The organism is Bacillus shivajii (assembly GCF_020519665.1).
Lineage (GTDB): Bacteria > Bacillota > Bacilli > Bacillales > Salisediminibacteriaceae > Bacillus_CA > Bacillus_CA shivajii.
Map to the genome: position 1 here is coordinate 2,801,047 of NZ_CP084703.1, position 25,590 is coordinate 2,826,636.

General features: G+C 36.5%; 28 protein-coding genes and 1 tRNA gene. 11 read left to right on the top strand and 18 right to left on the bottom strand.

The annotated features are described in order from the left end of the window. Positions 1 to 75: 75 nt before the first annotated feature. From LGQ02_RS13655 to LGQ02_RS13675, 5 genes are all read right to left on the bottom strand, one after another. Positions 76 to 1,227, bottom strand: a complete 1,152-nt coding sequence (locus tag LGQ02_RS13655; protein WP_226514913.1) for an N-acetyldiaminopimelate deacetylase — start codon at positions 1,225 to 1,227, stop codon at positions 76 to 78. A gap of 2 nt (positions 1,228 to 1,229) precedes the next feature. Next, the gene (gene dapD, locus LGQ02_RS13660) at positions 1,230 to 1,949 is read right to left on the bottom strand and encodes a 2,3,4,5-tetrahydropyridine-2,6-dicarboxylate N-acetyltransferase (RefSeq protein ID WP_226514914.1); all 720 of its coding nucleotides are present in this window, start codon (positions 1,947 to 1,949) and stop codon (positions 1,230 to 1,232) included. Between the two features lie 216 nt (positions 1,950 to 2,165). Beyond that, positions 2,166 to 2,777, bottom strand: coding sequence for a hypothetical protein (locus tag LGQ02_RS13665; RefSeq protein ID WP_226514915.1), 612 nt, complete (start codon positions 2,775 to 2,777; stop codon positions 2,166 to 2,168). A 476-nt stretch (positions 2,778 to 3,253) separates the two neighbouring features. Beyond that, the gene (locus tag LGQ02_RS13670; protein ID WP_226514916.1) at positions 3,254 to 4,309 is read right to left on the bottom strand and encodes an HD-GYP domain-containing protein; all 1,056 of its coding nucleotides are present in this window, start codon (positions 4,307 to 4,309) and stop codon (positions 3,254 to 3,256) included. 131 nt (positions 4,310 to 4,440) lie between these two features. Then, positions 4,441 to 5,508, bottom strand: coding sequence for a mechanosensitive ion channel family protein (locus tag LGQ02_RS13675; RefSeq protein WP_226514917.1), 1,068 nt, complete (start codon positions 5,506 to 5,508; stop codon positions 4,441 to 4,443). A gap of 525 nt (positions 5,509 to 6,033) precedes the next feature. On the opposite strand from LGQ02_RS13675, the gene LGQ02_RS13680 reads away from it, so the two are divergent. The 8 genes from LGQ02_RS13680 (at position 6,034) to LGQ02_RS13715 (ending at position 13,210) form a co-directional block, all read left to right on the top strand. Continuing rightward, positions 6,034 to 6,726, top strand: coding sequence for an ATP-binding cassette domain-containing protein (locus tag LGQ02_RS13680; RefSeq protein ID WP_226514918.1), 693 nt, complete (start codon positions 6,034 to 6,036; stop codon positions 6,724 to 6,726). A 943-nt stretch (positions 6,727 to 7,669) separates the two neighbouring features. Next, positions 7,670 to 8,092: an Hsp20/alpha crystallin family protein gene (locus LGQ02_RS13685; RefSeq protein WP_226514919.1), complete on the top strand. Its 423-nt coding sequence runs from the start codon at positions 7,670 to 7,672 to the stop codon at positions 8,090 to 8,092. A 14-nt stretch (positions 8,093 to 8,106) separates the two neighbouring features. Further along, a complete protein-coding gene (locus tag LGQ02_RS13690) occupies positions 8,107 to 8,412 on the top strand; it encodes a YppG family protein (protein WP_226514920.1) in 306 nt (101 codons plus the stop codon). Positions 8,413 to 8,725: 313 nt separating this feature from the next. Next, positions 8,726 to 9,475, top strand: coding sequence for an oxygen-insensitive NADPH nitroreductase (gene nfsA, locus LGQ02_RS13695; RefSeq protein ID WP_226514921.1), 750 nt, complete (start codon positions 8,726 to 8,728; stop codon positions 9,473 to 9,475). 523 nt (positions 9,476 to 9,998) lie between these two features. Then, positions 9,999 to 10,634 carry a class I SAM-dependent DNA methyltransferase gene (locus LGQ02_RS13700; protein ID WP_226514922.1) on the top strand — a complete coding sequence of 212 codons (636 nt, stop codon included), beginning with the start codon at positions 9,999 to 10,001 and terminating at the stop codon, positions 10,632 to 10,634. Between the two features lie 22 nt (positions 10,635 to 10,656). Beyond that, positions 10,657 to 11,136, top strand: coding sequence for an S-ribosylhomocysteine lyase (locus LGQ02_RS13705; RefSeq protein WP_226514923.1), 480 nt, complete (start codon positions 10,657 to 10,659; stop codon positions 11,134 to 11,136). A gap of 14 nt (positions 11,137 to 11,150) precedes the next feature. Then, positions 11,151 to 12,077, top strand: a complete 927-nt coding sequence (locus tag LGQ02_RS13710) for a PLP-dependent cysteine synthase family protein (RefSeq protein WP_226514924.1) — start codon at positions 11,151 to 11,153, stop codon at positions 12,075 to 12,077. Beyond that, positions 12,074 to 13,210 (top strand): bifunctional cystathionine gamma-lyase/homocysteine desulfhydrase, encoded by a 1,137-nt coding sequence (locus LGQ02_RS13715; RefSeq protein ID WP_226514925.1) that lies wholly within the window; start codon positions 12,074 to 12,076, stop codon positions 13,208 to 13,210. The genes LGQ02_RS13710 and LGQ02_RS13715 overlap by 4 nt, the downstream gene beginning before the upstream one ends. 65 nt (positions 13,211 to 13,275) lie before the next feature. Here the strand turns inward: LGQ02_RS13715 and LGQ02_RS13720 are convergent, their stop codons facing one another. The 4 genes from LGQ02_RS13720 to LGQ02_RS13735 all read right to left on the bottom strand — a co-directional run bounded on the left by LGQ02_RS13720 (position 13,276) and on the right by LGQ02_RS13735 (position 15,847). After that, positions 13,276 to 13,500 (bottom strand): WYL domain-containing protein, encoded by a 225-nt coding sequence (locus tag LGQ02_RS13720; protein ID WP_226514926.1) that lies wholly within the window; start codon positions 13,498 to 13,500, stop codon positions 13,276 to 13,278. 58 nt (positions 13,501 to 13,558) lie between these two features. Further along, positions 13,559 to 14,674, bottom strand: coding sequence for an MGDG synthase family glycosyltransferase (locus LGQ02_RS13725; protein WP_226514927.1), 1,116 nt, complete (start codon positions 14,672 to 14,674; stop codon positions 13,559 to 13,561). A gap of 228 nt (positions 14,675 to 14,902) precedes the next feature. Next, positions 14,903 to 15,325 carry a GNAT family N-acetyltransferase gene (locus tag LGQ02_RS13730; protein WP_226514928.1) on the bottom strand — a complete coding sequence of 141 codons (423 nt, stop codon included), beginning with the start codon at positions 15,323 to 15,325 and terminating at the stop codon, positions 14,903 to 14,905. Between the two features lie 3 nt (positions 15,326 to 15,328). Further along, a complete protein-coding gene (locus LGQ02_RS13735) occupies positions 15,329 to 15,847 on the bottom strand; it encodes a YjcG family protein (RefSeq protein ID WP_226514929.1) in 519 nt (172 codons plus the stop codon). 364 nt (positions 15,848 to 16,211) lie between these two features. On the opposite strand from LGQ02_RS13735, the gene LGQ02_RS13740 reads away from it, so the two are divergent. The 3 genes from LGQ02_RS13740 (at position 16,212) to LGQ02_RS13750 (ending at position 17,439) form a co-directional block, all read left to right on the top strand. After that, positions 16,212 to 16,772 carry a phosphatidylglycerophosphatase A family protein gene (locus tag LGQ02_RS13740; protein WP_226514930.1) on the top strand — a complete coding sequence of 187 codons (561 nt, stop codon included), beginning with the start codon at positions 16,212 to 16,214 and terminating at the stop codon, positions 16,770 to 16,772. Between the two features lie 127 nt (positions 16,773 to 16,899). Then, on the top strand, positions 16,900 to 17,097 hold the full coding sequence (locus tag LGQ02_RS13745; protein ID WP_226514931.1) for a hypothetical protein: 198 nt from the start codon (positions 16,900 to 16,902) through the stop codon (positions 17,095 to 17,097). 267 nt (positions 17,098 to 17,364) lie between these two features. Continuing rightward, a tRNA-Val gene (locus tag LGQ02_RS13750) sits at positions 17,365 to 17,439 on the top strand. Positions 17,440 to 17,515: 76 nt separating this feature from the next. Here the strand turns inward: LGQ02_RS13750 and LGQ02_RS13755 are convergent. From LGQ02_RS13755 to LGQ02_RS13795, 9 genes are all read right to left on the bottom strand, one after another. Next, entirely contained in the window at positions 17,516 to 18,673 is a 1,158-nt protein-coding gene (locus LGQ02_RS13755) for a M20 family metallopeptidase (RefSeq protein ID WP_226514932.1), read from the bottom strand. A 26-nt stretch (positions 18,674 to 18,699) separates the two neighbouring features. Beyond that, positions 18,700 to 20,208 carry a sodium:solute symporter family protein gene (locus LGQ02_RS13760; protein ID WP_226514933.1) on the bottom strand — a complete coding sequence of 503 codons (1,509 nt, stop codon included), beginning with the start codon at positions 20,206 to 20,208 and terminating at the stop codon, positions 18,700 to 18,702. 23 nt (positions 20,209 to 20,231) lie between these two features. Next, a complete protein-coding gene (locus tag LGQ02_RS13765) occupies positions 20,232 to 20,468 on the bottom strand; it encodes a DUF3311 domain-containing protein (protein ID WP_226514934.1) in 237 nt (78 codons plus the stop codon). A gap of 563 nt (positions 20,469 to 21,031) precedes the next feature. Beyond that, positions 21,032 to 21,892, bottom strand: a complete 861-nt coding sequence (locus LGQ02_RS13770) for a DUF421 domain-containing protein (RefSeq protein WP_226514935.1) — start codon at positions 21,890 to 21,892, stop codon at positions 21,032 to 21,034. A gap of 20 nt (positions 21,893 to 21,912) precedes the next feature. Then, a complete protein-coding gene (locus LGQ02_RS13775; protein WP_226514936.1) occupies positions 21,913 to 22,119 on the bottom strand; it encodes a DUF1657 domain-containing protein in 207 nt (68 codons plus the stop codon). Positions 22,120 to 22,131: 12 nt separating this feature from the next. Next, complete coding sequence (spoVAD, locus tag LGQ02_RS13780) at positions 22,132 to 23,133, bottom strand: stage V sporulation protein AD (RefSeq protein WP_226514937.1); 1,002 nt, start codon at positions 23,131 to 23,133, stop codon at positions 22,132 to 22,134. Further along, positions 23,134 to 23,613, bottom strand: coding sequence for a stage V sporulation protein AC (gene spoVAC, locus LGQ02_RS13785; protein WP_226514938.1), 480 nt, complete (start codon positions 23,611 to 23,613; stop codon positions 23,134 to 23,136). Positions 23,614 to 23,728: 115 nt separating this feature from the next. Then, positions 23,729 to 23,932 (bottom strand): DUF1657 domain-containing protein, encoded by a 204-nt coding sequence (locus LGQ02_RS13790; protein ID WP_226514939.1) that lies wholly within the window; start codon positions 23,930 to 23,932, stop codon positions 23,729 to 23,731. A gap of 251 nt (positions 23,933 to 24,183) precedes the next feature. Continuing rightward, complete coding sequence (locus tag LGQ02_RS13795) at positions 24,184 to 25,476, bottom strand: glycoside hydrolase domain-containing protein (RefSeq protein WP_226514940.1); 1,293 nt, start codon at positions 25,474 to 25,476, stop codon at positions 24,184 to 24,186. Positions 25,477 to 25,590: the final 114 nt, after the last annotated feature.

Sequence of the window (25,590 nt, forward strand, 5' to 3'; positions counted from 1 at the left end):
TACAAATGATAATATAACCATATGCTTCAAAAATATTCTTTAATTTGATTAGAATCACAATAAAAAACCTAACCGTTAGTTGTTACGGTTAGGCGTTTGTAAGTATTCAATGATTAAACGTATTGCTAATGAGATGGCTTCTTCATCAGCATTCAGTTTTGAAGAATGTAATCCGTGTTCACTACTTACACCAAGCCAAAACATAAATCCAGGGATTTCTTCTAAGAAATAACCGAAGTCTTCTCCTGTCATCGCTTTTTCACTTTCTGAAAACCGAACATAGGATGAGTTTTTAACAAATTCTATAAATTCATTTGTTAAATTTTCTTCATTATAAACTTGGCAATAGTTTGCCCCATAATCAATGTTCGTTTCACAGTCAAAACTTGATTCAATGCCACGGCAAATATCTTCCACACGCTCTTTCATTTTTTTCATGGAGTCAAGGGATAACGTACGAATTGTACCTTCCACTCTTGCATGTTCAGCAATAATGTTCTGCTTCGTTCCTCCATCAATTTTTCCGATTGTTAACACGGAAGAGTCAAGTGGATTAATATTTCTTGAAACGACAGTATGTAACTGTGTTACAAGGTGACTTGCCGCTACAACCATGTCATTGGCTAAGTGCGGGTATGCTGCATGTCCAGCTTTCCCTTTTAAATCGATAAACAATTCACTTGTATTCGCAAATAACAGGCCCGTTTTTGTCCCTATTGTACCAGTAGGTAATTCAGGTGCTATATGAAGGGCAATCATTTCATCTGGTTTCCAACGCCGAAACTCCTCTGAGGCTAGAAGTGGTTTCGCTCCACCTGGACCTTCTTCTGCAGGTTGAAAAACGAACAGTAAATGATCTTTCGGTTGGTTCTCTGAAAAATATGTGAGAATACCTAATGCGATACTCATATGCAAGTCATGTCCACAAGCATGCATCATTCCTTCATGAACGGAAGAAAACGGTAGACCCGTTTCTTCCGTCATAGGAAGGCCGTCAATATCGGTGCGGTAACCTACCGTTTTTTCTGGTGAAGAACCTTCTATTCTTACTAAGATACCTGTATGCCATTTTTGGATACTCAAATATTGTTGAGGCAATGATTGAATGTACTTTAATAAATAAGCTTGAGTTTTTGTTTCTTCAAACCCTATTTCAGGAATTTCATGTAACTCTCTACGAATTTCAACAAATTTCGCTGTGTCAATTTGTCTATTTGGTAAAGACATGCTTATTCCTCATTTAATTTACGAAGCTCTTGCTTAATTTCTGTTTTTCCTTTTGTCTGCTCATCAATTTCTTTAATGACTTTTGCTGGTGTCCCTGCTACAACTGTGTTTGCAGGTACATCTTCTGTTACAATGGCACCAGCTGCGACAACTGAACCTTCGCCAACTGTTACACCTTCTAAGATTACTGCATTCGCACCTACTACTACACCATCTTCAACAACGACTGGCTTGGCTGATGGTGGTTCGATAACACCAGCTAAAACAGCTCCTGCTCCGATGTGACAGTTTTTCCCAACTGTTGCACGTCCACCTAAAACTGCGTTCATATCAATCATAGTACCTTCACCAACAACAGAACCGATGTTAATTGAAGCGCCCATCATAATAACGGCACTGTCACCGATCTCTACTTGGTCACGAATGATCGCACCTGGTTCGATACGTGCTTTAATGTTTTTCATATCTAATAGTGGAATCGCTGAGTTACGGCGATCGTTTTCTACAACGAAATCTTCAATTTTTGCTTCATTTTCTTTAATGGCAGTTTGAATGTCTTTCCACTCACCGAAAAGAACAGCTGTGTTTCCTTGAATAAAGCTTTTTGTAGCTTCGCCAAAGTTAACCCCTTCTAGGTCTCCCTTAATATGTACTTTTACAGGTGTTGACTTCTCGCTATTTGAAATAAAATTAATAATCTCGTTTGCATCCATCATTTTCATTGTTTATTCCTCCTAAGATTAAATTTAACACTTCCTTATGATAGACATTTCACAATAAAATTGCAATCAATTGTACACAATGATTAAATGAAATTCCTTTCACATCGTCTTTTACCACAAAATCCCAGGTGCCTGGCACCTGGGATTTTGTGGTAGACCGAATCAAGAAGACGTTTAAAAGAAAAAGTTAAGTGAGAGTATATGCTCACTTAACTTTTATTGCGTAAATAAGGAGTCCTCAGTTAACCATATATAGATTGGTGATGATTTTTGCTCTTTTCGTTCAATCATCACGTTATAAGATTTCCAATCGTATATCTCCAGCCATAAGTTTTCCATTTCATTGAAGGCTTCCATAATGACATTACCTTTTAGACTATTTTCTACTTCTGAAAGAAACTTTTCATCAATTTTTTCAGCAGGTAGAGCAATTGCATTTATTTTATTTGTGTCAGGGTTAATAAAAAATGTTTCTTTTCCGTAGTCTGCATAAATTCCACCTTCATACATTCCCTCTTCATTTGGATTACCCATTTTTGAATAGAGTTTATCCATTGAATCACCAATATCTACATTATTTTGTAAGAAGAGTTCTTCTATGTATGATTGTTCTTTATTTTCTTTATTTGACGCGCTCCTATTGGCTTTTATCTTTTCTTCATTTATCTTTTTATCAATTATTTTAGTGGTTCTCTCGATCAGGTCTTTTTCAGTTACATTTAATATTGAGGGATCTGTATCGTTTGAGGCGTAAGAAAAAGATAAAAACGTACTAAAAAATAAAATTATTATTACCAACGGTACCATCCAAAGCCACTGTTTTCTCATTGCCTATTCCTCCCTTATTCATCCTTTACCCTTTACATTGTGCGCAAAACTTTATTTTTGTCTTCAAAAAAAGATGATACTATAGTCACTATTATTATTGCTCGTCCAACATTGATCGCAGGAACTCTTTCACGCTTCATTTCTGATCTACACTAATTCCATGCATACCTTTTAATACAATAGGATAATCTATATTTAACGAGGGATGAAGCCGGTTTGGCATAATCACGCTTTCAAACAAAGCATGATAACGCAGGTGCAACACCTGCTCATCCCGCCATTTAAAAAATTAGACGAGTGAAGTTATATAAATGTTTCAATATTAAAGATATTTACGTTAAAAACCGCTCGACATCAGCTGCTTCTTTTTGACAACGAGAACCATTGTTGGGAAACTTAGAAAGATAAACGGGTATACAATAAGACCTTAAAGTATTAAAAAAGTCAGCAACATTGTCGCTGACTCTTTAAGTATATTATGAAAACACTTTATTTATGAATACTGTTGTTTCCTTCGCTAAATCAATTTCTTCAAATGTAATATCATCTCCATCAGGGTCAAACGTACGGATAATCGGACGTTGTGGTAACCCTTTATGTTGTCCGACGACAGCTCCAACATGACCATTGCTAAGTTTCACCTGGCTTCCAGTTGGATAAAAAGCGACACATCTTAAAAATCTCCAAACAACTTGATGTTCATAACGTTTGTTCGTTAAGCCCATAATTTTTTCACAGGCTTCAAATGGATACATTGCTTCGTCACTCATTCCTGAAACAAAGTGGTCATAATCGTTTGCGATTGCTACAATTTTAGCTAATAAATGAATATCTTTCCCATCCATTTGTCGAGGCGCACCAGTACCATCAATATTTTCATGATGACTAAGGGCAATGTGAGCCGAAAGAGTACTAATTTCTGGTGTTTTCCGTAACAAGTTAAACCCTTTCCAAGCATGGTGATTTAATAGCTCATCATTATTTTCAAAACCTGCTGGTATATCGTTTACGCGAACTTTAGATACATGTTTACCGATATCATGTAATAAAGCACCTACCGCAAGCTCTTGGACCTTGTCCTTTGTTAGTCCAATTTGTACAGCAACCATGACTGACATAATGCAAACATTGACTGAGTGCATAAACAAATCATTATCTTCTGTACGAATATCTGTTAAATGAAATAAAACATCTTTATTTAACATGATTTCTTCAACTAAGCTACTGACTGATTCACTTACTGATTTACCATCAAGCTTTTTATCTTCTTGAATATATTGAATCGACTGAGCTAAAGCTGTAACTGCTTTTCTTTTTGTCGTTTCAGATACGACTTCTTCAATTTCCACATCTTCAAATCGGGCATCTTTTACGAATAATGATGATACACCCATTCTTCTTAGTTTAGAAATTAGCCCGATCGTGAGAGGAACCCCTTCACTTAATAGGATCCTGCCATCACTTGCAAAAATATGCTTTCCTAGTTTCTCCCCTTGTTTTACTTGTTCTATTGAAACATACCTCATATTCATCCCTCTATTGTCCTTTATTGTTTTAGGCATTAATAAGCTGATAAATTGACAATCTCTTTATACTACCCAAAACTCTCCTCAAGTAAAACGTATAAAAAAGCTAAAAGGCTTCAGTCGGACTGTCCCTTGCATTATGCTTCTCCTTTTTTAGGTGAATTCATATAAATACTGCGACTTGGGAATGCAATTGAAACACCTTCTTCTTCAAGGATCTGCATCATTTTTAAATTAATGTCTTCTTTTACTTCTAAATGTTTCACCCAAGCGGTCGTTTTCGTAAAAAAGTAAAGAAAAAGGTCTAAACTACTTTCATTAAACTCAGTAAAACGGACCATAATTAACTCTTGATCCACCTCATCGTGATTTCTTAACATTTCATCAATACGACGAACACAGGTTTCTACTTTTTCACGAGGAGTAGAATATGTCACTCCAAGGCTAAAGGTGATTTGGCGTTTTTCCATGCGAGAATGGTTTTGAATCGATTCATTTGCCAATGTTGAATTCGGAACCGTAACCAGTGTATCTGCAAATGTCCTTATTTTTGTACTACGAAACGTAATATCTTCTACAATTCCTTCAACACTCGGTGTACTGACCCAATCACCAATTGTAAATGGCTTTTCTGTAATTATGACAACTCCTCCGAAGAAGTTGCTGATTGAGTCTTGGGCAGCTAATGCAAATGCTAGTCCACCTAAGCCAAGCCCGGCAACAAAACCACTCACATTATATTCCCAAACATCTGCGATAATCGCAATTGCCATCGCAATGATTGCAAAACGAATAAGCTTAGAAACAAATGGGAGCAGTATTTGGTCTAACTCGATATCAAGTCGCTCCCCCACTTTTGTAAAAACAGTTGACGTAGATGCTGATAAATTATAGAGCCCCCATGCGATTAAAATAATAATAAATGATCGAAACAATTTTTCCATTGGGTCATTGAAAACTTCTGCTAAAGGTAAATACATAAAGGCTACATAAAAACCAACAAAAACGAAGAAAACGCGTAACGGCTTTTCAAAGGCTAAAAGTATATTAGTAACAATTTCTGTCGGTGCTTTCTTTGAAAACCTTAAAATAATTTTATAAAGGTAAGTCGTGAAAATTTTTCTAAAGACTAAAAATATAATAATGATTCCTACAGCAATCCCAAACTCTTGCCATGTAAATGGTACATTAAATTGAATATTCATTTGGTTCTCCTTCCGGTTTTATAATCCTACTTTTATTGTTCCAATGATAACAATGGTAAATCATTCATTTGCTTTAAAGTTTGTTGCTCCATCCTCAAAAAGTCATAAACTTTAGTGGATGCGTCGAGGCAGCTCGTAGCTTACTCGTGAAGTGAATGCTATTCCCTGGTGCCACTTTTCACTCTTCAAACTTATTGGAAATCCAGTCTACCAGTAAACAGAACCTTATTAAAAGGTATAACAACCTCACAATTTTATATTGTTATATTAACTTGAAAGAAAGAGTGTGTAAATAATCCCCTCCCGCGATAAGCGTTTCCTTCCTTTATAAAGTCCATTTTATTCACATGAAAACACCCTTATATAATATTTCACTATCATAACAGTAGAAAGTTTTCTAATTTTACAAAATTGTCAAACTTTTTAATTGATAGCGGTTTCATAAAAGTTCATTACATGGTTTAATATATTTATAAGGGGATTGGTCAATAATAATAATCAATACTTTGTGGGGGTGAAGTAACGATGTTTGCTGTTGAAGTAAATAACGTATTAAAAAGATTTGCAAGCGGGGCTGACTTAAACGTCATTTTTGATAAGGTGAATTTGCAAGTTGAGGAGGGGGACTTCATCGTTATATCGGGAGGATCGCAGTCCGGTAAAACGACATTACTAAAGATGATTGCTGCAATGACACCACCAAATAAGGGAAGTGTCAAGGTATTTGGGGAAGATTTATTAAATATTAAACACCGAACCGAATGGCGCTTGGAAAATATCGGCTTTATTACTGATGAAGGGTGTTTAATTCCATTTTTGACTACAAAGCAAAACTTGCTATTAGGAACGCCATCTGACGATTCTACGTACAAGCGAACAGAAGCAGAGGCAGAACGAATTTTATCAGATTTAGGATTTACAGAGGAAAAAATGAATGAAACGCTTGAGGGCTTGGATGATAAAGAACAAGTATTAGCTACAATTGCTCGAATTTTAATGACTAAGCCAAAGCTGATCTTAGCCGACGAACCAACAAAACAACTTTCTGGTATTGAAGGTCAAGAAGTATTAACTAACCTTTTTCGGTTTGCGAAAAAGAACGGTTCCACCGTCATTATCGCAAGTAACGATGAATGTATGATGGAATTAACAGATCAAGTGTACTCTCTCGAAAACAACCGCTTAACAGATGTTGAGAAAAATCGTGCAATCCAATAACAAAAGAGGCAGTCTCATAAGTATGAAACTTACGAGACCGCCTCTTTTGTTGTATTAGGCAGGTGCATCTCCATTAATAATCACTAATATTGTTAAGGCAGTATAAATTAAGACAACAGCACCTGAGCCAATTAAAAACAACAGAATTAAAATTTTATAGAACTTCTCCACAATTTACACCTCTATTATCGCCTTTATTCGCTAGTACACTTTATTCCCATTATAAATACATCCTAAAAGCTATGAAACTTTTCATAAAGAATTGCACTTTTCCATAAGGCCCTCAATAAATTACTGTAAGTGAATCAATTTCATAACTAAAAAATATGATGCGAAATTTCGAATGATGAGTGTGAACTTCACTACAGACGGACGCTTTCCCGAGGGCTTGTCTTCAGCTAACTTAGGCTCGACAACTCTTCGCCTAAGTGGATCTTCAGCTCGTTGCTCCTGCGCCACTACGCTTGCTCGTCGCAGGTAAAGAGTGTTCCTGCGATTACTCGTCACAGATAAACAGTGCTCCTGCGGTTACTCGTCGCAGCTCGGAGCAGTTCGAAGAAGTATTGCTCGTCGCTGATCCTCCGGGAGTCGCCGTCTTTTGTTACGTCCACTTCTAAAGAAATCTCGCCGATTGGCGAGCCTTTAAGGCGAAGACAAAGGCGTAGTTGTAACGCACAAGACGTGCTAACACCGGCGTTCCAACAGGATGTCGGGTATTTAGCCGGTGAACATAACTATACACATAAAAATTTTCACTACGCCGAAATTGCTTCTTAGTTAAATTTTTATACATTCTTATAGTGTAAACAAAACTTGGCTTTTCGCTAAACAAAGCCTTTCATAAAAAAGGCACGAGTTTATCTCTAAAAACTAGATATTAGCCTAAACGGTTCTGTTATATTTTCATATGCTATAAGGGGAAAGAATAGTGAGGTGATCTCTGATGGATAACAAAAGAAAGAACCAGCCGATCCATGAACGACCTATTGGTGATATTTTGCAATCGATTGATTCGTTTTTTAACCAAACAGTCCGTCACTTTCACATTCCACGTGCAATCCCAGTTTACCAATATGAAACAAAGAAAGATTACATCATCGAAGCCGAGCTTCCAGGGATAAAAAAAGACCAACTTACATTAGACATCTACCATAATTTTATCAAAATATCAGTATCTTTTGAAGACTATGAAGAAGTAAAGAATTCCAAAACGAAATCATTTAAACAGAGCGCTTCATTTGAAAAATCCGAAAGAACGATTCAATTACCTTTTGCGGTGAATGAATCTGAGGTAAAAGCTTATTTAAAAGACGGGGTTTTACAAATTCGCATTCCAAATAAAAAGAAAAGAATAGAAATTGAATAAAAGGAGGGTGCTCAATGTTATTTCCACCTAAACGACCTATCCAAAGACCGCCATATCACCATGGGATGTATCCGCCACCTAACCAACAGCAACAGTATTGGCAACCACCATATCAACAGCCACCATGGCAACATCACGCAAACCAACCCCCTAAGAATCCAGGGAATTCACCTATGCCAGGCATCATGTCAGCATTTCAAACACAAGACGGAAAATTTGACTTCAATAAAGCAATGAACACATTTGATCAAGTCGTCAAAACAGCAAACCAAGTTAGTCCAATCGTTAAACAAGTTGGTCAATACTTTATTAAAAAATAAGCAAATGCGAATCAATCGATGGTGAGTGAAAACGGGCAACGCCCGTTTTTTTATTTTGCTATATTAAAGTCTGTGACCCCTTCCTCCGCTCGCTACACACAGTAGTGTATGCGTCGAGGCAGCTTGAATAATTTTCGGAAGTAAGAGAAAGAGACAACGAACTTTAACATAACCTTTCTTTTATATGTAAGTATACATATGTAGTATGGCATGGCTGATAAATATTGTATGTTTGAGAACATATAACTTTAGAAAACGTTATCTGATATGATATAAAAGAATTAAGAGCTTTTTTTATAGGAGGAGTGATTTCATGAATCAAACAATTGAAACGATGTTGAACCATCGATCGATTCGAAAATTTAAAAATACCCCTTTATCTAATGAACAAATTGAAACAATTGTTAAGTCGGCACAAATGGCTTCCACTTCAAGTTACATACAAGCATATACAATCATCGGCGTAAAAAATAAAGAAAAGAAAGAAACGTTAGCAAAACTTGCTGGTAACCAGCCATACGTCGCTAATAATGGCCATTTCTTTATTTTCTGTGCAGACTTATATCGTCATTACCTCGCTGGGGATTTAGAAGGAGTAAAAGTAGAAGACTCCATTCAGAGCACGGAAAAGTTTATCGTTTCAGTTGTCGATGCCTCCCTTGCCGCTCAAAACGCAACAATCGCTGCGGAGTCATTGAACCTTGGCATTTGTTACATCGGAGGATTAAGAAATAATATCCTAGAGGTTAGTGAGCTTTTAAAGTTACCTCCTTATGTTATCCCTTTATTCGGCTTGGCTGTAGGCGTTCCTGAAAATCTTTCTGATCAAAAACCACGCCTCCCTCTTGAGAACATTTATCAGGAAGAAGAATACATCCAAAATAAAGAGCATTATATAAGCCAATTGAAAGATTACAATACTACAGTTTCTTCGTATTACGAACAACGAACTGGTGGTAAAAGAAAAGATCACTGGACAGAGCAAATGGCTTCAATGTTATCTGAACCTAAAAGAATGCACATGAAAGAATTTCTTGAGAAGAAAGGTTTAAATAAAACATAAAGACCCAAATCAATTACGTGAACAGTTACCGGCCTCCACTCGATCATTGAATGGGGGCCGATCTTTTTCAACACACGATAGACATGCCCTCTTCATAGTGACCATCCTCCCTTTTTCTTCACCTTAAGAGCTCAATAACTGCTTCATAACGACCTTCTTACCTTTTATCTTCAAAAGGCTCCATACTCTCCCACGTCCTAGCGGACATCCCTTTGACGCTGCATCTGTTAAACCTTCATCCAATCCTGAAAGCCACCATTTCAAGTTTTCCTGATCTACAAATTGAATCAATTTCATAACTCAAAATGATGCGAAATTCCGAAAAATGAGTGTGAACTTCACTTCCAAATAAAACGTAATTATGAAATTCATTCAATTATCTAATAAATTTGTTTTGATGGAATTTTTCATAAAATCTTAATAAAGCCCTTCCATTTTTCTGATTTTTTTCATATAATACAAATACATTTAATCCCGATACGATTAATAGGAATAATAAGTTTTGAAGGAAGGAGTCTTATACATGGGGACGGAATTTGTTGAGTTGTTTGACCGATGGGCTGAATCTTATGATCAAACTGTTGCAGGAATAGATGAAGAGTACAAAGAAGTATTTGTAGGATACGGAAAAATATTGCAAGAAGTTGCAAATCGTTCATCAGGTCATATTATAGAATTTGGCGTTGGGACAGGAAACTTATCATCCTTTTTATTATCTAAAGCTGACCACTACACAGGTATTGAGCCATCTGAAAAAATGCGTTTAATCGCAAGCAAAAAGTTAGATTACGAGATTCTTTCAGGTGATTTTCTTCACTTCCCACTGCCTGAAGAAGAGGTTCAAACAATCGTATCAACATATGCTTTTCACCACTTAACTGATGACGAAAAACAACAAGCAGCAAATTTGTATAGTAAAATGCTAAATTCTGGTCATAAAGTTGTTTTCGCAGATACTATGTTTATAAATGAAGATGAAAAACAGGAGATCATTCAAAATGCAAAAGAAAAACGATTTCTAAACTTAGCGGAGGATCTCAAAACGGAGTATTATACAACCATTCCATTTCTTACAGAGATTTTTGAGCAAGCGAACTTTGAAGTTTCTTTTCAATCGATGAACAAATTTGTTTGGATCCTTGAAGCAACAAAACGATAAATACATGTAGGGGGAATAAAAAATGGCGAAAAAAATGAACGTTGAAAGTTTTAACTTAGACCATACGAAAGTAAAAGCACCATATGTACGCTTAGCAGGTACGACAGAAGGAGTAAACGGAGACAAGATTTATAAGTATGACATTCGTTTTTCTCAACCAAATAAGGAACATATGAAAATGCCATCCTTACATTCATTAGAACATTTAATGGCTGAATTAAGTCGAAACCACCACTCACAAATTGTTGATATTAGCCCAATGGGTTGCCAAACTGGTTTTTATTTATCGATTATTAATGATGAAAGTTATAAAAATGTATTAGATTTACTAGAGAAAACATTAAATGATGTATTAAAGGCTGAGGAAGTACCAGCTTGCAATGAACTGCAATGCGGTTGGGCTGCCTCCCACTCTCTAGAAGGCGCAAAAGAACTTGCTAAAAACATGCTTTCTAAAAAGGATGAGTGGACGATCGTTTTTGCTGAAGATGCATTAAACTAAGGGCGGTGTTGACGATGACTATTTTCCGCGGTATTCAATCTCTTATCGGGCATACACCATTATTTCAAATCACAAACATACAAATACCTAATGAAGTTAACATTTACGCAAAGCTTGAGTATTTCAACCCAGGTGGTAGTATCAAAGACCGATTAGGTCAAGAGCTTATTCGCGATGCAATTGAAAATAAACACATTACCCCAAACGGAACGTTAATCGAACCAACGGCAGGAAATACAGGGATTGGTCTTGCATTAGCTGCCGTTGGGACCAATGTATCCGTCGTTTTCGTTGTACCAGAAAAGTTTAGTCAAGAAAAACAAACGTTAATGCGATCATTAGGGGCAACAGTTGTAAATACTCCGACAGAAGATGGGATGGTCGGTGCGATAAATAAAACGAAAGATCTTCTAAAAAAAATTCCTGACTCCTACTCCCCTGCTCAATTTGAAAATAAAGCAAATCCGGATACGTATTATAAGACACTCGGCCCTGAAATCATGAAAGAACTCGATGGAAACATTGACGTATTCGTCGCTGGCGCTGGAACAGGTGGAACCTTTATGGGGACTGCGAAGTACTTAAAAGAACAGAACGAACATATAAAAACAGCAATCGTTGAACCTGAAGGGTCGATATTAAATGGTGGTGAAGCTGGCCCTCACCGTACGGAAGGAATCGGCATGGAGTTTTTACCACCTTATATGAACTCATCCTATTTTGATGCAATTCATACAATTAGTGATGAAGAAGCCTTTCATTTTGTCCATGAGTTAACAACAAAAGAAGGACTTTTAGTAGGTAGTTCGTCAGGTGCTGCATTTGCTGCAGCATTAAGAGAAGCAAAGGTCGCAAAACAAGGTACAAACATTGTGACAGTGTTTCCAGATAGTAGTGAGCGTTACTTAAGCACAGGAATATACGGAGGGAAAGAATCATGAAGAAAAAAACACAATTAATTCACGGAGGTATCGTCGGTGACAAGCATACAGGTGCTGTTACTGTCCCGGTTTATCAAGTGAGTACGTATAAACAAGATGGCGTCGGTAACTTCGCCTACGAATACTCAAGAACAGGTAATCCAACACGAGAAGCATTAGAGTCTTTAATCGCTGATTTAGAAGGCGGACACGCTGGATTTGCCTTCGGATCTGGAATGGCTGCAATCTCTGCTGTCATGTCATTATTTAAAAGTGGGGACCACATCATACTAACCGATGATGTGTACGGTGGTACTTATCGCCTGATGAGTAAAGTACTGAACCGCTCCAATATAGAAGTAACATTTGTTGATACGAGTAATGTAGAAGAAGTCAAGAACGCTATCCAAGAAAATACGGTTGCCATCTATGTTGAAACACCAACGAACCCTCTTTTAAAAGTGACGGATTTAAAAGAGATTAGTGCGATCTCAAAGGAAAACGAGCTTCTGTTCATCGTTGATAATACGTTTAGTACTCCTTACTGGCAAAACCCGATCGAACTAGGCGCAGATATCATCCTCCATAGTGCAACGAAATATTTAGGAGGTCACAGTGATGTTGTTGCAGGACTTGTTGTTGTAAACTCCCAAAACTTAGCTGAAGAAGTACATTTCATTCAAAATTCAGTTGGTGGTATTTTAGGTCCGCACGACTCTTGGCTTTTAATGCGAGGAATTAAAACACTTGGACTAAGAATGGAACAGACAGAAAAAACAACGAAGAAAATTGTAGAATTTTTATTAAGCCGAGATGATATTGAGACTGTTTATTATCCAGGGATCGAAAATCATCCAGGTCATCATACACATTTAAAACAAGCAACCGGCTTTGGTGGAATGATCTCTTTCGATGTAGGTAGTGGTGAGCGTGCAGAGAAAGTTTTAAAAGAAACGAAATTTTTCACATTAGCAGAAAGTTTAGGAGCTGTAGAAAGTTTAATTAGTCTACCAGCAAAAATGACCCATGCTTCCATTCCTCGTAAACGCAGAATTGAATTAGGGATTACTGATGGCTTAATCCGTGCTTCTGTTGGAATTGAAGATGCAGATGATCTTATCAATGATTTAAAGCAAGCACTTGATCATAAATAATCATTCATAAGGCGATGCTATAGGCATCGTCTTTCTTTGATTCCACCTTTTCATCAAAAGATTTTTTATATAAGACCCTCTTCCACCTTCGACCTTTTAGGCATAACAGCAAGGATATTTTCCTTTTTAAAACTACGAATCCCCTTTCGCAAGTGGCAATAACCATAAACCGTATGTTCATTTACTTGTTTTACTGAAATGGTTCGTTTCGTCATCAGTCCTTTATTTGACATGTAAATAATCTCTATCGTTTTTTTATCAATACACGATCTTAATAATAACCTATCCATTATACCGCCTCCTTGATTTATATTATACGAACACAAGTTCCCTTTCGCAATAAAACGTCTACACATTTTTATTAAGAGTTTTTTCCATTATTGGTGTGCTACATAACTGCTTTTCACGTTTGATATTTCTTTCTATGATTTTGAACATTTCATCAACAACTAATTCACTACTACGTTTACGTTTATCTATTGGTTGATGATCCTTCCATAAATCAATCATTACAGAAAGATTTGTATGTCGATCAAACAAATACATATGATCTTTCTGCTTCATAAGTTCAATGACATTTTGATGTTCTTGAATACTTTGGGGCTGTACACATACAATGGGTAATTGATAATAAGTAGCCTCAGCTAGCTTTACTCCACTTGGTTTTGTAATGGCAAGATCAGCTGCTTGAAGATATTTATAATAATCTTGTAAAGACGTTACATATGTAATCGTCGATCCATTTTGGTAATAAGTTTTCTCACATAAAGGTTTTTCATTAAAATCCTTAAACCAAAATAAATGAAGCGGACGTTTTTTGCCTTTGACACTTTCAATAATTTGTTGCTCAGACATTTTATTCACATTAGTTGAAACGACAACCATTTCGGTTATTCGGTTAATTTTAAGCTCCTTTCTTCGTGCACTTTTTGTTTTTATGTCATCATATTTTTTCGTTAATGGAGTTCCGAGCTGTTTGATCGGCACTCTTTCTAGTCGACGCAGACTACCTGATATTGGTGCAAACAGCTTTTCATTCAGTTTACTTATAGACATTTGATGAACAGTATAATCTGTTACAATCGAAAATAGATAAGTGGATTTATGAAAGTACTTCTTATATAATGCTCCTAGTTGTGTAGTTAATGGATGCACAGCTATTAACACTTGAGGATTATCTTTTTGACATTGGTTAAATAAACTTATAAACTTCCTTTTTAAATACATCCTAATGAAAAAAACAGCGACGCGATTATTCGTTAATGTATATACTACGTCCCTTAACTTTGAATCTGCTTTGAAAAATGTTAAGGAAACGTTATGTAATCTTTTGTGATCATTGTTAGAGAGAAATGATAGAACATTATAACAGAGAACAGAGTAACCTCTTCCCTCCCACTCTTCCTTTAAAGCTAGACTTACTTCATCGTCACTGATATTCATTATTGCCACTTTTGGCTTCACAACAAAAACCTCCAATTCTAGCTACAGTATCTCCAAAATTGGAAGTAAAATAACCTATAAAAAAACTCCCATTGAAAACCAATAAACCATCCATAAATACCCAGTTATTCCCATGTGCCTGGCACCTAGGGATAACTGGGTATTGATTATGAGGTTTAGGGAATGTCTAGATATGGTATTAATTAACGAGAATCAAAAAAAACAGCTCACAATGAGCTGTTCACTTTTTTATAGTTTTTTTTCCATCGATACGTGAGGAATTCCTGCATCATAAAACACGTCTGAATTCGTTTCATATCCTATTTTTAAATAAAAAGGTTCGGCGTGGGTTTGGGCATTCAATTTCAATTGTGTAACATTTTCTTGTACTGCTAATTGTTCTAAATACTTCATAAGCGCTTCACCGACACCGTGACCTCTCATGCTTTTAAGAACACACACTCGTTCTACTTTTCCATATCCATCAAGAATTCGAAGCCGTCCTGCACCAACTGGCTCTCCATTTTCGTAAGCGACGAAATGAATGGATTCCTTTTCATGTTCATCAACTTCAATCTCTTCTGGAACGTTTTGTTCCTGGATAAAAACAACCTTTCTTACAGAAAGAGCATCACTTTTCTCTTGTTGTGTTTTAACTTTGATTACTTCCACTGTTTAATCTTCCTTTGCACCTAGTAAGAATGTTTCATAAACCGTCCACGTTCCATTTTCTAATTGGTAAAGTAATTGAAAACGGTCGATTTTTTCCTTATGATAAATAGATTCTAATTTCAGCCTACCGAACACATCGGAACATTCATCGTTTTCAATATCTTGTCCAATCGTAATGTGAGGGACAAATTGATATTCTTGTTCTTGACTTAACTTCCCACTATTTAGTCGTTCTTGTAAAGTTAATAGTTCTTCGTTATCTTTCACCTTCATGTAAATTGTATTCGTTACAGGATGGAATGAGCTGAACTTATAAACTTCAAGATCAAACGGTTTTGAAATAGCTGCTACCTCTCGAACCGCTTCAATGTATTGTGGGATATCCTCTTCTTCCGCTTCAAAAGATTCTTTAAGCGTCAAATGAGGTGGGATCTTTGAATAGTGAGAATCGTATCGTTTACGATATGAATTCGCGATATCTTGTAAATTTTTTGATGGAAATACTGCAATCCCGTATCTCATCTTTTTCCCTCCTTTTAAAAGCTCTTATTGTTGTAAATTTCTATTATTTTCCCCAAGCCATACTTTTTCAAACCTCGTACTATAATGTTACACAACGACACTCAATACATTATACATTTCTCCATTTCTCCTCAAAATTCCTTTTAAGATTAGAAAAAAGAATGTATCATTTTTACGAACCATGGAAAAATTGGTTTCATCATCGAAAGTAACGGGAAATGGATATCTTACTGTTCCACAACCAACGAGACGAAATTGTTTGTGCTCAGGATTTTACTGAACTTTATGAATCCTCTCTTCTATTACACTATAATATGATAGAATACTAGTCAAACATGAGAATACACCTAAAGGAGTGTTTTAATTGGCAAAGAGACAGCCAGTACATTGTCACGTCGTAGAAAAAGCAGCAAGAGAGCTATTAAAAGAACGTGGTGTCGAGATTAAAGATATTGCAAAAATTGTTTTTGATATGCAAGTTGAATATAATCCTGACTTACAAATGGAAGATTGTATGGAAAGTGTTGATAAAGTTTTAGAAAAGCGAGAAATTCAACATGCAATTCTTGTTGGAATTGAATTAGATAAATTAGCAGAGAAGAAGCAGCTATCAGAGCCTTTGCAATCGATCGTTGAAGATGATGAAGGGTTGTTCGGTGTTGATGAGACAATTGCTCTCGGTTCAGTATTCGGTTATGGCAGTATCGCTGTTACAACTTTTGGATATTTAGATAAGGAAAAAGTCGGAATCATCAAAAAATTAGATACAAAAAGCGATTCTTCTATTCATACGTTTTTAGATGACCTTGTTTGTAGTATTGCAGCGAATGCATCTAGTCGCCTCGCCCACAGACTGCGAGACAGACAAGAATCTTTACGCGAAGAAGAAATTCGCCGACGTGATGAAGAAGAACGTATCGGCTAAAGGTCAGCACATCGGGATGACTCCAGTACATGTTTCTCTGTAGTAGAGTCATCCCTTTCTTGATTCTCCCCTCAGTGAGTGGTATTATTTTACACATGACAGTGAAAAAAACACTGAGGTGACGATTGTGGAAAATATCCCCCAAAAGCAAGTAAAGCCGAGATGGGTTTATTTAAAACAAATATTTCATTCAAAATTTCAAGCTAGTTGTTTAAAAGCAAAGCTTGAAGACAATTGGCAAAATGGTTATGAAATCCCACCTTGGGTAGAAATTCGTAAAATTAAAAATGATCGCTACGTTGTTCGTTACACATATGATGAATAGGCACCCTTCCATCAATAAGAAACTTTGGCTAACCATGGACATGTCATGAAACAATTCCTAAGCCATCACATCTTGTGGAAGTTTTCTAAAATTCATATACTCGATATGTTAAAATAACAGCTACGTCTAAAACTTTTCTTAAACTAAAAATGAGATTATTTCGTAGCGGCTTATAAAGAATCAAAAAAAATTTTATAATAATGTTGACATTATCCTATTTATCATATATATTATTAATTGTCGCAACAACAAATCACATGACAATATGGGCTGTTAGCTCAGCGGGAGAGCACTTGGTCGACAACCAAGGGGTCACTGGTTCAATCCCAGTACAGCCCACCATACATAATATTTCAACCCCTTGTTTTGGACAAGGGGGTTTGTTTTGTTCCATTATCGGTTCAAACGATTTATCTTGTTATACAGATTGTGCAACATCTATTAATACGTTCGTACATAAGTCAATTTGAGACAGTTCAACAAATTCATCAATGGCATGAGCTTGATCTAAATGCCCTGGCCCAAAAACTACTAAATTACGATTTCCTGTTTTTAAACCGATCATACTCACGTCTGTATATGCAGGGAAGCCTGTTTCCTGGAGTTCCCTCCCCGTCACACTTAAATATGAATTGTGAAAATGGTTAATTAACAAACTATCAGCATCTGTCTCTACAGGTGGTCTTTCCCATCCATAATGTTCGACATTCGCACTTGTACCCGCTACTTCTGCACAACCTTCTCGTACCGCTTCAGCTATGATATTGTTTGCTTCTTCTTTCGTCATCGGAGGAACTAACCGAAAGTCTAATTCTAAACGACAAGCGCCAGCGACCATATTCGTCTTATGGCCTCCACCAATACTTCCTACAGAGATCGCTGGGGCACCAAAGATATCATGATGATACGTTAATTGATTTACTTTCTCTTTTAACCCTACTATAACTTCAGCCGCTGCGTGACCTGCATCTGCTCCTAAATGAGCATTTCCACCATGAGAGCTTTTCCCTTCTACTAATATCTCATACCAAATGGTTCCTTTATGGACAGTTGCTAGGGTTGAATTCGTTGGTTCTGTAGCGATTAACAAAGCATCTTCAGGAATGATCTTTTCATCAACAAGTGCAACTGCCCCTTTCATATAAGGACCTTCTTCATCAATACTTGCAATGACATATAAATCCCTATTTAATGAAATATCATTTTCACTTATTTCTTTCATCGTCATTAGTGCACAAGCTAATCCACTTTTCATATCGCACGAGCCGCGACCATACAATTTCTCATTAATAATCTCTCCACCAAATGGATCGACGGACCACGTTCCTTCTACCGGTACTGTATCCATATGGGCAATAATGACAAGTGGAGGTAAAGTAGACGACTTTCCTCTGTATTTTGCGATTACATTAACCCTATCTTTTTCTACAACTTGTGTAAAAACGTCTACATTCGTTAGCTCTCTAAGCCAATTCTCTACAAACGTGGAACATTCCTTTTCATTACCGTTTGGATTTTCAGTAGGTATTTGCACTAATTTTTGTGTTAAAAGGACCGCTTCTGAATAAGAAGACATTATAAACCTCCTAGCCTTTCCCGTTTTTATACTGTTTTACGTTCGTCTACTTCAATTAATTCCGGATGATATTCCTTGTTATAATCATATCGGGCTTCATCAAATCTCTTAACGACTTTATCGTCTTTCCTTTCCATCATTAAGCTCATAGATATAAATAGGATCGTGTTAACTAACAAACCCCAAACACCAGCATGGAACCCTAGTGGAGCAGCAAAAGCTGGAACAAACGTAATTAATATGACAGTTGTTACACCACCAACTAGTCCCCAAGTGGCTGCAATAGGATGTGCCCTGCGCCAAGTGATTGCTCCAATTGTCGGAACGATTAACTGTGCAGTTCCTGCTAAAGCTGCAATCCCAATTGTAATAAGAACTCCTGGTACTGTGAGAGCCATAATATATGCAGCTAAAGAAAACGTAACAAGTGACCATCGGCCAACCTTAATAATATTTTCCTGACTTGCTTTTGGATTTGCATAACGCTTATAAATATCTAAAGTTACAATCGTAGACATTGCGTGTATTTGTGAGTTTGCCGTAGACATTGCCGCCGCAGCACCCGCAGCTAGTATTAATGATGCTAATGCAAAAGGTGCGTATTGTGTCAACATAATTGGTAAAATTTGATCTGCATTTGCAACATTCGGTTCAAGAAGTACACCTGAAAAACCTGTTAAAAGTGACCCCATATATGCAATTGCAGCTACAGCCAATAAGAAAGGCATTAAATTAAATAATTTCCCACTTTTAACTGCATACATCCTAAGCCAAATTTGTGGTCCCATAAATGCACCTATTGCAGTAACAGCAAACAGAGAGAACCACATCGGAAAGCCCATTGTTCCTTGAGGACCGGGCAATGTTAAATGCTCTGGACTATTTTCCAGTAAGTTTTTAAATAAACCAGATGGACCACCTAAGTTTTGTGAAATATAGAAGCCTGCAAACATCATTCCAAAGAAGAGAAGCGCCCCATAAATAATGTCCGTCCATGCAACTGCTCGAATTCCACCAACCCAAACGTAAGTAACGATAATAAAGTAAAAGATTAGAGCTGCAAACCAGAACGGGATTGTTCCACCTGAGGCCACTTCAATTAAATAAGCCCCACCAGTTAATTGGATTTGTAGATAAGGAATTGTGAAAATTAATAAAATACCAGCAACAACAACTCGTAACTTTTCATTATTATAAAAATCACCTAATAAGTCAGAGGGCGTAACATAATTGAACCTTTTCCCTAAATACCAAACCCTTTTTCCTACCCAATAATACATAAAACCAAATAATAAGTTCCAAGCCATAGCTGTTAAATAGACTGGTCCATCTGTATAAAAGGTTGCATTTGAACCTAAAAACGCAAATGAACTCCACCACGTTGCAGCTACTGTAAAAAATACAGCTACAGCCCCCATACCGCGACCTTGTATAAAGAAATCTTCACTTGTTTTCGTAGATTTTGATGCTGCTATAAACCCAACAGCCAGAGGAATAATCATAAATATTGCTATAATAAAAACACCGATTGTCATTGTATTAGCTCCCTCCAATTCATTTAATTTGATCTACTAATCTTTATTGGTTTACTCCCCCAATCTGTTAAATAAGCTAATAAAAATAATACGGTTCCTATAAACCACCATAATAAGTTCCAAAATAAAAAGAATGGCATACCTAAAATCCAAGGCTCAGTCGTATTGGCTAACAAAATTAGCGGTGTTTCAAGAATAATAAAAACTAGAATAATAAGACTGTATAACATGATCTTTTTGCGTGGATATTTTGAGAACATCTTCCATCCTCCTTCAATCTTTTTTATGTGAAAAATTAGATTTTTCCGGAAATATATACCAAAAAAACGTGGTGTTAAATATTGTGGTTTATAACACAAACGAGCGAAAGCGTTATCATTTTTTCTCAAACCAAAAGTTACGCTACGTTTTTTATTGCTGGCACCACCTTCTTCCTCACTTTGTGTCCGAACACTTACATATAATCATCCATTATATTCGTTATGAAGAGATTCACTTCCGTTATGAATGTATAACTACACGCCCCCTTATCATTTTGAATTAGCTTTAATTATAGATTATATGTACAAACTAATCATTTTACATTATGTAAAATGTACAGCTATTTATTTGAACATTCTGAATATATAACGTAAAATTACTCCCTATAGACAATACTTCCCCCGTACTTATTAAGCCAGAAAAAGGTATCGTTTTATGTTGAGAACTAGCCGATTGTGAGCATTAAGGCAAAGAGAAGACTTATTAGAAGCTTAACATAACAAAAAAATAAGTACAGTCCATCAATGGATGACTATACTTACTTAATATTCATCTTCAATTTTTAGTTAACAAGTAATGATTTTACTTTGTTGATCGTTTCTTCAATTTCTTTTGCATTTCTTGTGTACATCCCTTTTGCTTCTTGATTATCAGTTTCTAATGCAAATGACTCTAAGTCAGCTTGGCACTTCTTTAATGTTGCTAGTAAATGCGGCTTTTCTTGAGGAGAAGGGACTTTCAGCTTATCATCAAACAGGTCGACAGTTAACTGACCATATGAATCGACTTGACCTAAATAAACATTTTCGATTGCTGCTCCGATTTTCTCTAATTCCATTTCAAGCCACTGCCTGTTCTTCCCGACTGTTGCTAAAGGTTCATCAAGTACTTTCCCATCCATTATGATCGTCTCTGGTTCTTTAATTGGTGCTACTTGCATACCCATATCTTTTGGTGTTAACGGCTGATAATCTTTTTTCGGTAAAACACTAATCTCTCCACTTGTTTCAAGTAAGGCAAATTCAACATCAGCTACTTGGTGAATATTTCTTTGCCGCAACTGCTTTAATAATTCATCTGTAGAGTAACGCTCTTTTTTCAAATTGTCTTCAAGTACTTTTCCGTCTTTAATAAGTGGAATTCCTCGTCCATAAACAAAGTTGCGCAGAGTTTGACTCTTGATTGCTAACCAGCCTAATAAATACGGGATAAATGCCCAAACGATGATCCCCATTATTGGGTAAGCAATAGGCACTTGTAAATTAAATGACCCAACAGCCAGTATAACGGCTAAAACGACACCTGCGACAAATTCGAAGTATGTCACTTGAGATAATGACTTTCGTATTACCATACGAGATATAAATAATAAAACAGTAACTGCTACGAGAGAACGTACAACGACTTCTAACCAGCCAGGCATTTGTTCTCCTCCTTTTCACGTTAGAACCCTTTATATTGAGGTTCTTCAAATTCTAACTGACTAATACGCTTTTCTAAATCTTCAATGACCCTTCGAGTGGATAAACACGATTCTTTAAACGTTTCTTTCGCATCCTCATCTTCTGATTTTATTGCGAAGCTATGTAACGTTGCTTCCGCATTTTTAAGACTCGCTAAACATTGCTTTACATTTGAAGCGACAGTCATATTGACCCCTCCTCACATTTCGATTGAAACAGCATGAGCAATACATGGTATCGTTTCTTTTTGTTGAAAAGAAAGTGGAGATAATAAAGCACCAGTTGCAACAACGAGAATTTTCTTAAACTCTCCTTCTTTCATCCGGTTTAACAAATGACCATACGTAACCGCAGCCGAACAACCTGAGCCACTTGCTCCCGCTAACACTGGCTGACCCTCACGATAAATGATTAGCCCACAGTCTTTAAATTGATCCTTTGTTACGGGGATATCATGTTTTTGCAATAAATCATAAGCTATCGTTTGTCCAATTTTCCCTAAGTCTCCAGTAACGATTAAATCATAATATGAAGGATCTAGGTTTCGGTCTTTTAAATGAGCTTCGATCGTATCTACAGCAGCTGGTGCCATTGCACCTCCCATATTAAACGGATCACTTAATCCCATATCGACGACTCGTCCAATCGTTGCAGATGTAACAGAAGGGCCTGTCCCTTCGTTGGAAATAATCGCAGAACCTGCGGCAGTAACCGTCCATTGTGATGTAGGTGGCTTTTGTGCACCATACTCATTCGGATAACGGAACTGCTTTTCAACTGCTGCGTTATGGCTAACAGAGCCAGTCAATACATGCTTTGCTCCACCAGTATTTACAATATAAGCTGCAAGTGCCAGCCCTTCCATTGAAGTCGAACAAGCACCAAATAACCCGAAATAAGGCGCAGCTATTGTCCGTGCGGCAAAGCTTGTTGGCGTAATTTGATTAATTAAATCTCCGGCAAAAATAAATTGAATATCTTCTTTTGTTAGTTCAGCCTTTTCAATGGCTTTTATACATGATTCTTCAAACAGAACCTTTTCTGCTTTTTCATAAGAATCTTGCCCTAACCACAAATCCCCATGAAGGGTATCAAAATCTTTAGGGATTCTCCCATTTGCTTCAAACGGTCCTCCAATGGTTCCCGTTGACAAGATGATTGGCTTATTTTCATACTCCCATGTGCGATGGCCAGTTAACATTTAAAAGCCCCCCAATTGCGTCAAAAGCGTATGGATAAATGCTATGACGAATGCAGCAAATGTACCAAACACAATAACGGATCCAGCAAGTTTAAACATATTTGCTCCTACACCTAACACATATCCTTCAGATCGATGTTCAATGGCTGCCGAAGCAACAGAGTTTGCAAAGCCTGTAACTGGAACAGCCGTACCTGCACCTGCGAATTGACCGAATCGATCATACACCCCTAATCCTGTTAATAAAACAGCAATTATAATTAAAGTAGCAACAGTAGGGTCACTCGCAGTTCTTTCTGTAAAATCAAAGAACGTATAATAAAATGTTCGAATGAATTCACCTAATAAGCAGATGAATCCACCTATAAAAAATGCTTTAATACAGTTTTTACCTATTGGTCTCTTCACTTCTCTATCACTTGCGAATTTTTGATATTCTTGCTGAGTTGGCGTTAAGTTCTTCTTTATTTGATCAGACACAATCTCTCCTCTTTTCTTTCATCGTATTGGATTTAGGTACTCAGATTAAGTATGAAATGAATTGAATATATGTTTGAAAAGGCTGATGCCTTCGCACCAACCTTAATAAGTATTACTACTGCTTATACTGTGGCTCTTCTTCTTCAATTTGTTGCATACGAGGTGAAATCGTATCAACAATTCCTTGTGTTTGTTGTGCTACGTTTTGAAACATTTGTTTTGCTTGCTGATTTTCTGTTTGAAGTGCAAATTGCTCCAAGCTTGCTTGCGCACTTTTTAAGCCTGCTAATGTTTGTTTCAATTGAGTTGCAACTGTCATATTGTAACCTCCATGCAAATTTATTAGTTAAAACGTTGCGTTATTTATCATCATCATATTGAGGTGAAATCATTCTAGAAATTTTTAGGAAGTCAATAACGTTATAACAAAATTCCTTTAATTTTGAAGGACCTTGAAGAGAATTATTAAGAAACCTTATATACACAACAAAGCGCTCTTTACATTTCCGGTTAAATTTTGTCCTCAAAAAATACCGCCTGAACTACAGACGGCATTGCTAAAAACAATTTTTAATTTGCCCAAAGGACATCTAATACTTCACCATCAAATAAGTTTGTGTCAATATTACAAGTTTCAGCTTCAATACCATATTGCCAACCAGCAAGTAAAGACCCTTCTGGTGCAACTGGATTGTATTCTGGTGCATTTTCTTCAGTAGTGACGCCTTCTTCTGGATAAGACGTCCATACATAGTTATTTTCTAAAAGGTCAGGGTTTTCCTCAGCAGCCATTTCATATTCAACATATAAATCACGATCAGGAGAGAAGATGCCGTATACACCTGATTCGTATTCAGACTCCGCTAATGTGTCATACCAGCCTAAAATGAATTCAGCATCAATTGGATAAATTGGCTCAACATTTGCAAATAAAGCGACACCTTCAGGAACCCCAAATTCTCTTGCCATTTCAATCGCATCATTTGCTTCACTTTGGCCTTTTTCATAACCTCTTGCGTCTTCAAAGTGATTCCAGATAACCATAATATCTATTTCATTCGAATGTAACAATTCAACTTCTTCATGTGTTAATCCGTAGGAGACTCCTTCTTTATCTCCTAAATAACGTGCATAAACTTGTGGATCACCAAAATTTTCTCTTATACAAGTGAGCATTTCTTCGTCTGTCAGACTAGCGGAGTCAACACCCCAAATACTTTCTGGTGTATCACCATTTGCCTCTCCATTTTCACCATTGCCATTTGGATCTTCTCCGTTTTTCTCTTCACCGTCTCCATTTCCTTCAACCTCATTGTTTACATCATTTTCAACATCACCATCAACAATAATTTCAATGTTATTAATAATGTTGTTTGTAATATTATTAAAGTTCCCTAGTATATTGTTATTTATATTGTTCGTTACATCAGCACCATCTTCAGCAAAAATATCATTTTCTATGAAGTTATCAAGGTCTGAACCATCTCCTTCGATCTCATTAAAAATAGTATTGTTTATTATTGATCCATTACCACTAATCACATTTTCTATTGAATTACTAACTTCATTGCCGTTCCCATTAATATTGTTTTCAATTGTATTTTCAACTTCTCCATCACCAGTATCTATATTACTCTCAATTGAGTTTTGTATATTGCCCTCTTCATTACCATTATCATTGCCATGTTCATCAGATGTAGAAGAATCTTCATTTTCCTCTTCTTCTATCTCTTCATCTGCAACACTAGCACCTACCGAGACAACATCTTGATTTGTTCCATAAATGAAAAGAGCAAACCCTGTAATTATTACAAACAGAAAAGCTGTCATAAACGGGACTAGTCTTTTTAAATTACCAATCATCACATCACCCTCCTTCGTTCAATCACATCGTACGAAGGAGGACAATTAAATGTGAGCCTTTTTCATATTTTTAGGCTTTTCCATCTATAAATCTAGTTCATTTTTCCTTTCTAT